Below are 13039 nucleotides of genomic sequence, written 5' to 3' on the forward strand. Positions count from 1 at the left end.
GGCCCCGGGTGCGGTGATCGCACCCGGGGCCGCCCCCGTTCTCCGTGCTGACGGACGTCCCTGCTCCGGTGCGTCCGTCAGGCGGGCGACTCCGAGCCGGTGGACCCGCCGGGGGCCGGGACGCCGCCGAGCGTCGACGAGGCGGAGTTGCTGGGGCTGTTCTCCTCCGTCGTCGGAGCGGTGGTCGGCGGGTCCGTGGTCGGCTGCGGCGGGGTCGTCGTCACCGGCGGCGGGGTCGTCGTCGTGGTCGGCGGCTTGACCGTCGAGGTCGGCGGCTTGGGACCCGTGGTCGTCGGCCGCGGCGGCCGGGTGACCGGGTTCGTCGGCGGGGCCGTCGTCGAGGGCGCCGTCGTGGACGTCGGGCCGCCCGACGACGAGGGGCTGCTGCCGGAGGGGTCCGTCGCACCGGGAGTACCCGAGCTGGACGGGTCCGACGGGGAGCCGCTCCCGGAGGCCGAGGGGTTCGGGGAGCCGGAGCGGGTGGCCGCGCCGGTCCTGCCCGGCTCCCCCGCCTCGCCGTCGTCCGGCTGCTCCTCGTCGTCGAAGCCGTCGTCGGTGGAGCCTTCGGTCGCCGTGCTGTCGGAGGTGACGCGATTGGTGGCCGGGTCCTCGCCGTTGCCGGAGGTGGCACCGAGGGTCACGACGGTGCCGAGGACGGCGACGAGCAGCGCGCCCGCGCCGACGGCGGCGAGATTGCGGCGGGCGCCGCCGATGATGCCGGCCGTGATCCCGGTGAGGCCACCGCTCTTGACGGTGTCGGGACGGGTGTCGGGGCGGGCGATGACGGTCGGGCCCTCGTCGGCGAAGCCGGGGAACGCGGGGAACTTCGCCTGGCCCGGGCGCCCGGGACCACCGGAGAGGGGAGCCGCCTTCACGGCTCCGCCCGGCAGCGGGGCGGTGACGGGCTCGGGCGCCGACCGCGCGGTGCGGGAGGCGGCGGGGCCGCGCAGGGCGGGGACGCCGCGCGGCGGGGAGACGGGCTCCTCGGGGCGAGCGGGGGCGGCGTGCTCCCCCGCGAGGTCGGCGACGAGGGCGAGCGCCCGGCGGCCGGCGACGGTGCCGCGCTTGTCGGCGAGCACCCCGCGCATGCCGATGGAGGCCTCCAGCTCGGCCCGGGCCCGCTCCAGGTTTCCGGAGCAGAGGGCGAGGACGCCGAGCTCGTGGTGGAAGTAGGCCTCCTCGGCGACCTCTCCGGTGAGGCGGGCGGCCTCCTGCCCGGCGCGCAGGGCGCGCTCCCAGGCGCCCCAGTGCAGCCCGGCGGCGAAGGCGGGGGCGGCGGCGCGGGCGAGGGCCACGGCGGTGGCGCGGTGTTCGGCGTCGGAGGCGCCGGGGGCCGTCCCTCCCGTGCCGCCGGCGACGAGGACGGAGAGGGAGGCGAGGAGGGCGTCGGACTCGGCGGCGGCCCGCTCGGGAGTGACGGAGGGGTGCGCGGTCCACCAGGCGTAGTGCTGGGCGACGGTGTGGGCGCGGTCGGCGCCCTCCGTGGCGTACCCCTGGGCGAGGAGCTGGGTGAGGACCCCGGCGGCGAGCCGGTAGCGGGGGCCGACCGGGGAGAGCAGGCCGCAGGCCATGAGTTCGCCGAGGGCCGCGTCGGCGTGGGTGTCGCCGACCAGGGCCGGCAGATGGGCCTGGTGGGGGACCTCGCCTCCGAGGGCGACGGCGAAGCGCAGGGCGGTCTGCGCGGAGCGGCTGAGCCGGGAGGCGAGGAGGGCGGCGGGCGCGGCGCCCTCGCCGAGGCTGGGCAGGGGTATCTCGCGCAGTTCGACGTCGGGGTCGTCGACCCCGTCGAAGGCCGCCGCCGCGGCGGCCGCGGCGGCGGCGGGATCGGTCGGTCCGAAGGCCTCTTCGAGGGCGCCGAAGGCGTCGAACTCGGCGGGGGTGACGCGCAGCCGGTCGCGCTGGCGGAGCAGCGCACCGGCCTGGACGAAGCGGAGCGGCAGGCCCTCGGACTCGAACCAGAGGTCGCCGGCCCAGTTGGCCTCGTCGTCGGTGAGGGTGCGGCCGACCGCGCTCTCCAGGAGCTTGAGGGCGGCGCCGCGGCCGAGGCCGGCCAGGTGGAGTTCCTCCACGTGGGCGTCGGCCGAGGGGGCGGGGACGTCGGGTGCCGCGGCGAGGAGGAAGGCGCACTCGGGGGCGGCGGCGAGGAGCTCGTCGAGGGCGGCGCCGCCGAACTCCAGGTCGTCGACGACCACGACGGCGCCGACCTCGCGGAGCCGGTCGAGGAGCGCGGCACGGCCGGGCCGGTGGTCCGGGGCGTACCGGACGGCGACGAAGAGCTCGTGGAGGAGTTCGGGGGCGGTGCGGTGGTGGCCGGAGAGCCGGACGACTCCGTCGGGGGCGATGTCGGCGCAGTCGGCGGCGACGGCGTCGAGGAGGGCGGTGCGGCCGGATCCCGCGGGGCCGGTCAGCCGGGCGGAGCGGCCGCGGCCGAGGATGCCGACGAGCCGCTCGCGCTCCTCCTGGCGTTCGAGGAGGGGCAGTGCGGGTGCTACCGGTCCCGGCGGGACGGGCGGGGCGGCGGCGCGGTCGGCCTCGGCCCGCTCCTCGGGGGTACGGGGGCGGACGGGCGCGGGTTCCTGCCCGGGCGGGCAGGGTTCGATCTCGCTGCCGTCGACGGGGTTGACGGTGACGAGCAGGTCGCCGGAGACGAGCCGGACGACGCGGGCACGCGCGGGTGCGGGCGCGGCCGCGCCGCGTCCCTGGCGGGCTTCGTCGCCCTCGCCGTCGTGTCCGTACTCCTCCGGCCCCCGGTTGATCGGGTCCATGGTCCAAGCCCCCAAGAAGCGGTGTCCGGTGCCCGCCGGGTGGGTCCGTCAATGTGCAGGCGACCGAACCCTAGACCGTGGTCAGGCGGTCGGGAACAGCTGGGGTGCCCCGGAGACCAAGACGTCACGGTCTTGTGAGGATTGAGTGTGACGCCTGGATCACACAGCTGCTTCACACGCACGCCGGTCCCGGCCGTCCCGCCGGACCCGTGGGTTCCTGTTCGTCCCGTACGTTCCCGGCCGGGGGCACCCCGGGTGTCACACCCGGGGCAGGGACTCCAGGGCGAGGCCGCCCTCGATGGCGAGGATGCGGTGCAGCCGGGTGGCGACGAGGAGTCTCTGCATCTGGGGCGGCACCCCGCGCAGGACGAGCCGCCGTCCGCAGCGGCCGGCCCGGCGGTGGGCACCCATGATCACGCCGAGTCCGGTCGCGTCCCAGGAGTCGAGGCCGGTCAGGTCGAGCACCAGGTCGCCGACTCCGTCGTCGACGGCCGAGTGCAGGACCGTACGGGCGTCCGCCGCGCTGCGGACGTCGAGGCGGCCCCCGACGACCAGCTCGACATGGTCGCCCCTGATGTGCATATGCGCTCCCCGAGAGTGCTCCGTCTTCGCAACAACTGACTGCCGCACCGGCAGAAGCGTTGCGCCTTGTCAGCGAACCGGTACCGAAATTCACCCCACGGGGTGATGCGGGGTGGCGGGTACGGCTCAGTACTTGTAGAAGCCCTGCCCGCTCTTGCGGCCGATGTCACCCGCGTCCACCATCCGGCGCATCGCTTCGGGCACCGCGAACTTCTCGTCCTGGGACTCGGTGTAGATGTTGTTGGCCGCGTTCACCAGGATGTCGATGCCGGTGAGGTCGGCGGTGGCGAGCGGGCCCATGGCGTGGCCGAAGCCGAGCTTGCAGGCGATGTCGATGTCCTCGGCGGTGGCGACGCCCGACTCGTGGAGCTTGGCGGCCTCGACGACGAGGGCCGAGATGAGGCGGGTGGTGACGAAGCCGGCGACGTCGCGGTTGACGACGATGCAGGTCTTGCCGACGGACTCGGCGAACTCCCGAGCGGCGGCGAGGGTCTCGTCGCTGGTCTTGTAGCCGCGGACGAGCTCGACGAGCTGCATCATCGGGACCGGCGAGAAGAAGTGGACGCCGACGACGGACTCGGGGCGCCCGGTCACCGCGGCGATCTTGGTGATCGGGATCGCGGAGGTGTTGGAGGCGAGGACCGCGCCGTCCTTGACGACCTTGTCGAGCGAGCGGAAGATCTCGTGCTTCACGTCGAGGTTCTCGAAGACGGCCTCGACGACGATGTCGGCGTCGGCGACGGCCTCGAGCTCGGTGGTGGCGGTGATCCGGCCGAGGGCGGCCTCGGCGGCGGCGGCGTCCAGCTTGCCCTTCGCGACGAACCGGTCGTACGACGCCTTGATGCCGTCGGTGCCCCGGGTGAGGGCGGCGTCGGTGACGTCACGCAGGACGACGTCCCAGCCCGCCTGTGCCGAGACCTGTGCGATGCCGGACCCCATGAGTCCGGCCCCGATGACGGCGAGCTTCCTGGCCACGATGTTCCACCCCTTAACGCCTGTTCACTTCTGGCTCTCCGGCGGAGATTAGCGGTCGGGAGGCGCCATGTGACCGCGAAGTAATGCGCGTCACGCCCTGTTTGACGGACGTCACACTCACAACACCCCCCAGCGCCCCGTTCGGGCGCCCCCGGCGCGCCGTACGCCCCCGGGGGGTATGTGATCGAGCGCACCTCGCCGAGGCCACCGCCCGGGAGCGGCCGCCCTCGCGCGGGGCGAGTCAGCCCTCCCGCACCGCGTAGCCGAGGACCCTGTCGCTCAGCAGCTCCTCGATCTCGTCGAGGAGCACGAGGGCCTCGCGGGAGACGGTGGTCGCCCTGCCGCCGGCGGTCATCTCGCGGGTGATGTAGCCGACGACGGTGCTCTCGATCCAGGCGAGCTGCCCGCCGACGAGCAGCGGCAGCGGGTCCTCGGCGGGTGCGCCGGTCTCCTCGCGGAGGGTGGCGACGACGGCGTCCTGGACCTGCTGCTGGAGGTGGAAGAGCCGGGCCTTGAGGGTGGGGGCGTGCTCGATGACGTTCATGAAGGCGTCGAAGCCGTCCATGAGTCCGTACGCGGGTGAGACCGCCCCGATGTCCTGGCGGAGTTCGCGCAGGACGGCGCGGGCGGCGGACTCCCCGCGGTCGCGGCCGCGGATCATCCGGGCGAGGCGCTGGGTGACGCCGTCCATCCGGTCGAGGAAGAGGTCCTCCTTGGCCGGGAAGTAGTTGTAGACGGTGTTGACGGAGACGTCCGCCGCCTCGGCGACGTCCGCGACGGTCACATGGACGAAGCCGCGCTCCAGGAAGAGCCCGGTCGCGATGTCGGAGATCCGCTGCTTCGTCTCGCGCTTCTTGCGTTCCCTGAGTCCCTCGGCCATGCGCCTCATCCTAGGCTCCCTGAAATTTCGGTGCCCATGAAATTTTGGTGACATTGCAAAATTGTAGTGACTCTGTTTTTGTAGTCGTCATGCCCATCATCAGTACGGCCGGGCTCGCCCGGACCTTCACCACGAAGAACGGCCCCGTGGAGGCCGTCCGCGGGATCGACCTCACCGTCCGGCCCGCCGAGATCCTCGGACTCCTCGGGCCCAACGGCGCCGGCAAGACCACCACCCTCCGGATGCTCACCACGCTCCTCCCGCCCACCTCCGGCGCCGCCACCGTCGCCGGCCACGACCTCGTACGGGACCCCGCCGCCGTCCGCCGCCGCATCGGATACGTCGCCCAGTCCGGCGGCCTCGACCCCCAGGAGACCGTCCGCTCCGAGCTCGTCCTCCAGGGCCGTCTGTACGGCATGAACCGCACCGAAGCGACGGCCCGCACCGAGGAGCTCGCGGCCGACCTCGGACTCACCGAACTCCTCGACCGCCCGACCCCCGCGCTCTCCGGCGGCCAGCGCCGCCGGCTCGACCTCGCGATGGGGCTCACCCACCGGCCGGAGATCCTCTTCCTCGACGAGCCGACGACCGGCCTCGACCCCGGCAGCCGCGCCGACCTGTGGGCCCTGGTGCGGCGGCTGCGCGACGAGCACGGCACCACCGTCGTCCTCACCACCCACTACCTGGACGAGGCCGACGCCCTCGCCGACCGCCTGGTGATCGTCGACCGGGGCACGGTCGTCGCCGAGGACACCCCCGCCGCCCTCAAGGCCGCCCACGGCGCGGCCACCCTCCAGGACGCCTTCCTCGCCGTCACCGGGCGCGCCCCCGCCCCCGCCGACACCACCCCCGTAGCCGTCTAGACCCGGCCACCCAGCCCCCAGGACATCCGATGCTTCTCCGCGACACGGCGCTGCTCTTCGGGCGCTACGCCCGCCAGACCCTGCGCTCCCCGTTCCAGATCTTCTTCGGCGCCCTGATGCCGCTGCTCTACCTGTTCTTCTTCGGACCGCTGCTCACCGGACTCCCGCTGGGCCGCGAGGGCGACTCCTGGCAGATCCTCGTCCCCGGACTCCTGCTCCAACTCGGCCTCTTCGGAGCCTCGTTCGCCGGCTTCTCGATCATCATGGAAAAGAACTGGGGGGTCTTCGACCGGATGCGCGTCACCCCGGTGAGCAGGCTCGCCCTGCTGCTCGGCCGGGTCCTGCGGGACGCCGCGCTCTTCGTCCTCCAGGCGGTACTGCTCGTCCTGGCGGCCCTGCCGATGGGCCTCAGGGCGCCGCTCACCGGCATCCTCATCGGCTTCGGCTTCGTGGCGCTGCTGTCGGTGGCGCTGGCCTCGCTCTCGTACGCCCTCGCCCTCAGGCTGCGCACCCCGCAGGAGTTCGGGCCCGCGATCAACACGCTCGCGATGCCGGCGATGCTGCTGTCCGGCCTGATGCTGCCGATGGCCCTCGCCCCCGGCTGGCTCGACGTCCTCTCGCGCCTGATGCCGTTCCGCTATCTGGTGGACGCGGTCCGGGAGGCGTACATCGGCCACTACACGACACCGACCCTGCTGTACGGGGTGCTCGTCGCCCTCGCGGTCGCCGCGGCCGCCGTGACGGTGGGCACACGGACGTTCCGGAAGGCCGGCGCGTAACTAGGCTGGGCCCATGGTCAATCTGACGCGCATCTACACCCGTACCGGCGACCAGGGCACCACGGCGCTCGGCGACATGAGCCGGACCGCCAAGACGGATCTGCGGATCTCGGCCTACGCCGACGCCAACGAGGCCAACGCCGCCATCGGTACGGCCGTCGCCCTCGGCCGGCTCGACGAGGAGGTCGTGAAGGTCCTCGTCCGGGTCCAGAACGACCTCTTCGACGTGGGCGCGGACCTGTGCACACCGGTGGTGGAGGACCCGAAGTACCCGCCGCTGCGGGTCGAGCAGAGTTATGTCGACAAGCTGGAGGCGGACTGCGACCGCTTCCTGGAGGAGCTCGAGAAGCTGCGCTCCTTCATCCTGCCGGGCGGCACGCCCGGCGCGGCGCTGCTGCACCAGGCGTGCACGGTGGTCCGGCGGGCGGAGCGCTCCACCTGGGCGGCCCTCGAGGTGCACGGCGAGACGATGAACACGCTGACCGCCACGTACCTCAACCGCCTCTCAGACCTGCTCTTCATCCTTGCCCGCACGGCGAACAAGGAGGTCGGGGACGTGCTCTGGGTCCCGGGCGGGGACCGCTGAGTCGTCCTTGCGGGCCGGAGCGCCGCCCTTGCGCGCCAAGGCACCGTCCTCGGCGGAGTCCTCGCCCTCCGGGGCCTTCTTCGGCCAGATCGCGTAGCTGAGCGCGATCAGGCCGTGGATGCCGGCGGCCCGCCAGGCGACGAAGATCCAGCCGTACAGCCCGTCGGTGTTCCCGTCGCCGCCGACGTACCGGGCCGCCAGGAGCAGCAGAGCCGAGGCGACGGCCGCCGCGACCACCGAGCCGAGCCAGACCGCGCCCTCGTGGCGCGCTCGGGCCATGCCGTACCGCGGCGGCTTCCTCGGCGGCGGGGCGCCGCCGAAGCGGTGGGCCGCGTGTCCGTCGAGCCACTTCACCGTGCGGTGGCCGTGGCCGACCGTGTAGCCGATGTAGAGGGCGGCGAGGCCGTGCTTCCAGCTGGGGTCCGCGCCGTTCTTGAGGTCGATCGCGGTGACGACCAGGAGCAGGACCTCCAGGAGCGGCTCGCACAGCAGCAGAGCCATACCCGTCCGGGGCATCCTCAGGAGGTAGCGGGTGGCGAGGCCGGCGGCCAGGAGGACCCAGAAGCCGACCTCGCAGACGATGATCAGCGTGACGATCACGACGGTTCCCCTTTCGGTTCCCCCTCAGCGTCCCGTGGCATCCGGCCCGATACGTCGTCGCGGGTGACGACGTACGCCTACATCCTTCGACGGAGGGACGGATCGGCCCGGACGAGGAGGTCGGGGCGGGTGCGGGCGTGTTGGATGAGTACGTGACGCTCCCCCGGCCGCACCGCCACGACCTGTTCATCGCCCTCGCGGGATTCGCCTGCGGGCTGCTCCTGTGGTCCTACGGGCTGTACACGACCGGCGACCGCGTCTTCGACCAGCGATGGGCGGCGCTGATCCCGCTCACGGCGATGGCCGCGGCGGAGACCGTGCGCCGGACGCTGCCGCAGACGGCACTGTTCGTCGGGACGCTCGCGATCGTCGCGGACCAGTTCACCAACGGGAACCTGGTCACGGTCCTGATGTTCACGGACATCGCGTACGCCGCCGTCGTGTACGGCTCGCCCGCGTCCGCCCGCCGCATCCCGTACACCACCGGGCTGATCACGGTCGCGGTGACGATCGGCTTCCTCGTCTGGTGGCAGAACGCGATCGCCCTGCTCATCGGGGTGCTCACGGGCATGATCTCCTTCATGCCCGCGGTGACCGGCTCCATCGTGCGCAACCACCGGGAGGCGGCCGAGGCCGCCAGGCTCCGGGCCGAACAGACGGCGCTGCTCGCCGAGATGGACCGGGCCCAGGCCGTGGTGGCCGAGCGGGCCCGGATGGCCCGCGAGCTGCACGACATGGTGGCGAACCATCTCTCGGCGATCGCGATCCACTCCACGGCGGCGCTCTCCCTCGACGAACCGGCCACCACCCGGCAGGCCCTGACCGTGATCCGGGAGAACAGCGTGGCGGGCCTCGCCGAGATGCGACGGCTCATCGGACTCCTCCGGGACAGCAGCGGGGACACGGAGCCGACCGCCGCGCCCACCCTCGCCGGACTGGACGCCCTGGTCGACCAGGCGCGGGCGAACGCCGGCCCGAGCGGCCTCGCCCTCGTCCTCGACGACACCCGTCAGTCGGTGGCGGGCCTGCCGGCGCCGGTGGAGCTGGCCGCGTACCGGATCGTGCAGGAGTCCCTGACGAACGCGCTCAAGCACGCGGCGCCCGGCGAGGTCCGGGTGGTGCTCGGCCGGGAACCGCGAGCCCTTACGGTCGAGGTGACGAGCCCGTACGGGGAGCGCCACGGGCCGACCGCCCCCGGTTCGGGGGCCGGACTGGTGGGGATGCGGGAGCGGGTGGCCCTGCTCGACGGAACGTTCGACGCGGGTCCGGTGACGGACGGCGGCGGACGCAGACAGTGGCGGGTCAGGGCGGAACTGCCCATGGACGCGAGTGACGAGGAGCGGGGATGACAGTGCGGGTGGTGGTCGCGGAGGACCAGTCCGCGGTACGGGCGGGGCTGGTGCTCATCCTGGGCAGCGCGCCGGACATCGAGGTCGTCGGGGAGGCGGCCGACGGCGAGCGGGCGGTGGAGCTGGCGCGCGAACTGCGCCCCGATCTCGTCCTGATGGATGTGCAGATGCCCCGGATGGACGGGGTGACGGCGACCGGGATCGTCGTGTCGGAGGGCCTGGCCGATGTGCTGGTCCTGACGACCTTCGATCTCGACGCGTATGTGTTCGGGGCGCTGCGGGCGGGCGCGTCGGGCTTTCTGCTGAAGAACGCGGAGGCGCGGGAGCTGATCGAGGCGGTCCGGACGGTGGCGCGCGGCGAGGGTCTGATCGCGCCCGCGGTGACCCGGCGGCTGATCGCGGAGTTCGCGGCGGCGGTACAGCCGGTGCGGGCGAGGACGGGGACGGATCCCTCGGTGCTCGACGTGCTGACGCCCCGGGAGCGGCAGGTGCTCTCGACGCTCGGCGAGGGTCTGTCGAACGCGGAGATCGCGGTGCGGCTGGACATGGCGGAGGCGACGGTGAAGACGCACGTCAGCAAGGTCCTGGGGAAGCTGGACTTGCGCAGCAGGGTTCAAGCGGCAGTCCTGGCACAGGAGTTGGGCGTCCAGTAGGAGTCGGCAACGTTGGTCTGGACCTCTTGACGATTGGTCCAGACCTTCCTACGCTCGCGGGGCGCGCGCATCTTCACGGACCACCCCCACCCTTGTCCGTCCGCAACTTGAGGAGCACCGTTGAGCACTCAAGCACCGACGCGCAGAACAGGGTTCAGACACCGGGCCGCCGCCGGCCTGACCGCCCTGATCCTGCCCCTGGCCGCCATGGTCGGCCTTGCCACCCCCGCCGAAGCGGCCACCTCGGCCACGGCCACGTACACCAAGACCCAGGACTGGGGCACCGGATTCGGTGCCAACTGGACCATCAAGAACACCGGCACCACCAGCATCAGCTCCTGGACCGTCGAGTGGGACTACCCCGCCGGCACCTCCGTCACGTCCGCCTGGGACGCCACCGTCACCAGCTCCGGCACCCACTGGACCGCCAAGAACGTCGGCTGGAACGGAACCCTCGCCCCCGGCGCCTCCGTCTCCTTCGGCTACAACGGCGCCGGCCCCGGCGCACCCACCGGCTGCAAGATCAACGGCGCGGCCTGCGACGGCTCCACCCAGCCGGGCGACAACCCGCCCTCGGCCCCCGGCACCCCGGTCGCCTCCGACATCGGCAACACCTCGGTGAAGCTCAGCTGGGGCGCGGCCACCGACGACAAGGGCGTCAAGAACTACGACGTCCTGCGTGACGGCACGAAGGTCACCACCACCACCGCGCTGACCTACACCGACCAGGGCCTCACCGCCGGCACCGACTACACCTACTCGGTCGTCGCCCGCGACACCATCGACCAGACCGGCCCCGCCGCCGGCCCGACCCCGGTGCGCACCACCGGGGGCGACACCCCGCCGCCGCCGAAGGCCGTCAAGCTGGGCTACTTCACCAACTGGGGCGTCTACGGGCGCAACTACCACGTGAAGAACATCGTGACCTCGGGCTCCGCGTCCAAGATCACGCACATCAACTACGCCTTCGGCAACGTCCAGGGCGGCAAGTGCACCATCGGCGACTCCTACGCCGACTACGACAAGGCCTACACCGCCGACCAGTCCGTCGACGGTGTCGCCGACACCTGGGACCAGCCGCTGCGCGGCAACTTCAACCAGCTGCGCAAGCTGAAGAAGGCGTACCCGAACATCAAGGTCCTCTGGTCCTTCGGCGGCTGGACCTGGTCCGGCGGCTTCGGCCAGGCCGTGCAGAACCCGGCCGCCTTCGCCCAGTCCTGCTACGACCTGGTCGAGGACCCGCGCTGGGCCGACGTCTTCGACGGCATCGACCTGGACTGGGAGTACCCGAACGCCTGCGGTCTCACCTGTGACACCAGCGGCGCCGCGTCCTTCAAGAACATGATGCAGGCCATGCGTGCCAAGTTCGGCGCGAACAACCTGGTCACCGCGGCCGTCACGGCCGACGCCTCCGCCGGCGGCAAGATCGACGCCGCCGACTACGCGGGCGCCGCGCCGTACTACGACTGGCTGAACGTGATGACGTACGACTTCTTCGGCGCCTGGGCGGCGAAGGGCCCGACGGCCCCCCACTCCCCGCTCACCTCCTACGCCGGCATCCCGCAGGCGGGCTTCAACTCCGCCGAGGCGATCGCCAAGTTCAAGGCGAAGGGCGTCCCCGCCAACAAGCTCCTTCTCGGCATCGGCTTCTACGGCCGCGGCTGGACCGGCGTCACCCAGTCCGCCCCCGGCGGCACGGCGACCGGCCCGGCGCAGGGCACGTACGAGCAGGGCATCGAGGACTACAAGGTCCTCAAGAACTCCTGCCCGGCCACCGGCACGATCGCGGGCACGGCGTACGCGCACTGCGGCACCAACTGGTGGAGCTACGACACCCCCGCCACCGTGAACTCGAAGATGGGCTGGGCCAAGAACCAGGGCCTCGGCGGAGCGTTCTTCTGGGAGTTCAGCGGTGACACCAGCAACGGCGAGCTCGTCGGAGCCATCAACTCCGGCCTGAACTAGCACCTACGACGAAGCGGGGGACGGCGCAGCACGCCGTCCCCCGCTTTCTCACGTCGCCGGGTCAGGCGACATTGACCCGCTGCCCCGGAGGCGCCGCCTCGAGCCAGGCCATGAAACCGGTCCGGGCGTCCTCGCTCATCGCGAGCTCCAGACGGACGCCCTCGTACATACAGGGCTGGATCACCGCGTCCGAGAGCAGCGCGAGCTCCTCCTCGCCCTCCGGCATCCGGCGCTCCAGAGCCACGATGGACGAGCGCTCCAGGACACGGCGCGGGCGGGGCGCGTACGAGAAGACACGGAACCAGGCGATCTCGTCACCGCTGTAGCGGGCGACGCCGTACACCCAGCCCTTGCCGCTCGGATCCGGGTCGTCCGGGACGTTCCAGTGCAGCGAACAGTCGAAGGTGCCTCCGGCGCGCTGGATCAGCCTGCGGCGCAGTCCGAAGACGAAGAGCCCGATCACCACCAGTGCGACGACCAGGCCGCACACGAGCAGAGCGAGGAACATCTTCACCGACCTCCTCGCTGCGTCCCGTAGCCGGCACCGCCGGCAGAACCGAATACAACCTGCATCTGCATCGCCTCAGCCGCGGCACGGTCCGGAAAATTCCGGACCGTGCCGCGGCTGAGGGCACTACTACTCGGCGCGGTCCGTCAGCGGACCGACACCGCGCGCAGCCGGACATCGGCGCGCCGCTCGGCGGCGGCGTCGGAATCCGACTTCGCACGCTCCAGCGCGCGCTCGGCGCGCTGGGCGTCGATCTCGTCCGCCAGCTCGCAGATCTCCGCGAGCAGAGACAGCTTGTCATCGGCGAAGGAGATGAATCCGCCGTGGACGGCGGCGACGACAGTCCCGCCTTCGCTCGTGCGGATGGTCACCGGGCCCGACTCCAGCACACCGAGAAGCGGCTGGTGGCCGGGCATGACGCCGATGTCGCCGGAGGTGGTACGCGCGATGACCAGGGTGGCCTCGCCGGACCAGACACTCCGGTCCGCGGCGACCAGCTCGACGTGCAGCTCAGCAGCCAAGGGTGGCTCCTCG

The 13039-nt window shown here is 72.3% G+C and carries 13 protein-coding genes; 6 read left to right on the forward strand and 7 right to left on the reverse strand.

Annotation, left to right across the window (positions count from 1 at the left end):
* Window positions 1–77: 77 nt before the first annotated feature.
* From IE311_RS25870 to IE311_RS25885, 4 genes are all read right to left on the reverse strand, one after another.
* Complete coding sequence (locus IE311_RS25870; RefSeq protein WP_189834222.1) at window positions 78–2765, reverse strand: ATP-binding protein; 2688 nt, start codon at window positions 2763–2765, stop codon at window positions 78–80.
* 258 nt (window positions 2766–3023) lie between these two features.
* Window positions 3024–3347: an STAS domain-containing protein gene (locus IE311_RS25875; protein ID WP_030210572.1), complete on the reverse strand. Its 324-nt coding sequence runs from the start codon at window positions 3345–3347 to the stop codon at window positions 3024–3026.
* A 126-nt stretch (window positions 3348–3473) separates the two neighbouring features.
* Window positions 3474–4322, reverse strand: a complete 849-nt coding sequence (locus IE311_RS25880) for a 3-hydroxyacyl-CoA dehydrogenase family protein (RefSeq protein ID WP_189834223.1) — start codon at window positions 4320–4322, stop codon at window positions 3474–3476.
* Between the two features lie 241 nt (window positions 4323–4563).
* Window positions 4564–5202 carry a TetR/AcrR family transcriptional regulator gene (locus IE311_RS25885; RefSeq protein ID WP_189834224.1) on the reverse strand — a complete coding sequence of 213 codons (639 nt, stop codon included), beginning with the start codon at window positions 5200–5202 and terminating at the stop codon, window positions 4564–4566.
* Window positions 5203–5291: 89 nt separating this feature from the next.
* On the opposite strand from IE311_RS25885, the gene IE311_RS25890 reads away from it, so the two are divergent.
* Genes IE311_RS25890 through IE311_RS25900 form a run of 3 tightly spaced genes read left to right on the forward strand, consistent with a single transcriptional unit; the run spans window position 5292 to window position 7430 of the window.
* The gene (locus IE311_RS25890) at window positions 5292–6065 is read left to right on the forward strand and encodes an ABC transporter ATP-binding protein (RefSeq protein WP_189834225.1); all 774 of its coding nucleotides are present in this window, start codon (window positions 5292–5294) and stop codon (window positions 6063–6065) included.
* A 29-nt stretch (window positions 6066–6094) separates the two neighbouring features.
* A complete protein-coding gene (locus IE311_RS25895) occupies window positions 6095–6844 on the forward strand; it encodes an ABC transporter permease (RefSeq protein ID WP_189834226.1) in 750 nt (249 codons plus the stop codon).
* Between the two features lie 13 nt (window positions 6845–6857).
* Window positions 6858–7430: a cob(I)yrinic acid a,c-diamide adenosyltransferase gene (locus IE311_RS25900; protein ID WP_189834227.1), complete on the forward strand. Its 573-nt coding sequence runs from the start codon at window positions 6858–6860 to the stop codon at window positions 7428–7430.
* Here the strand turns inward: IE311_RS25900 and IE311_RS25905 are convergent.
* Window positions 7350–8030: a hypothetical protein gene (locus IE311_RS25905; RefSeq protein WP_189834228.1), complete on the reverse strand. Its 681-nt coding sequence runs from the start codon at window positions 8028–8030 to the stop codon at window positions 7350–7352. The genes IE311_RS25900 and IE311_RS25905 overlap by 81 nt on opposite strands.
* Before the next feature lie 152 nt (window positions 8031–8182).
* On the opposite strand from IE311_RS25905, the gene IE311_RS25910 reads away from it, so the two are divergent.
* The 3 genes from IE311_RS25910 to IE311_RS25920 all read left to right on the forward strand — a co-directional run bounded on the left by IE311_RS25910 (window position 8183) and on the right by IE311_RS25920 (window position 11997).
* Entirely contained in the window at window positions 8183–9379 is a 1197-nt protein-coding gene (locus tag IE311_RS25910) for a sensor histidine kinase (protein ID WP_189834229.1), read from the forward strand.
* Window positions 9376–10032, forward strand: a complete 657-nt coding sequence (locus IE311_RS25915; RefSeq protein WP_189834230.1) for a response regulator — start codon at window positions 9376–9378, stop codon at window positions 10030–10032. The genes IE311_RS25910 and IE311_RS25915 overlap by 4 nt, the downstream gene beginning before the upstream one ends.
* Window positions 10033–10152: 120 nt before the next feature.
* Window positions 10153–11997, forward strand: coding sequence for a glycoside hydrolase family 18 chitinase (locus tag IE311_RS25920; protein ID WP_373313971.1), 1845 nt, complete (start codon window positions 10153–10155; stop codon window positions 11995–11997).
* A 61-nt stretch (window positions 11998–12058) separates the two neighbouring features.
* Here IE311_RS25920 and IE311_RS25925 read toward each other — a convergent pair whose 3' ends face one another.
* Window positions 12059–12505 (reverse strand): DUF2550 domain-containing protein, encoded by a 447-nt coding sequence (locus IE311_RS25925; RefSeq protein WP_189834231.1) that lies wholly within the window; start codon window positions 12503–12505, stop codon window positions 12059–12061.
* Between the two features lie 146 nt (window positions 12506–12651).
* A complete protein-coding gene (locus IE311_RS25930) occupies window positions 12652–13026 on the reverse strand; it encodes a F0F1 ATP synthase subunit epsilon (RefSeq protein WP_033206798.1) in 375 nt (124 codons plus the stop codon).
* Window positions 13027–13039 lie beyond the last annotated feature (13 nt).

The organism is Streptomyces zaomyceticus, assembly GCF_014656215.1.
Taxonomy (GTDB): Bacteria; Actinomycetota; Actinomycetes; order Streptomycetales; family Streptomycetaceae; genus Streptomyces; species Streptomyces zaomyceticus.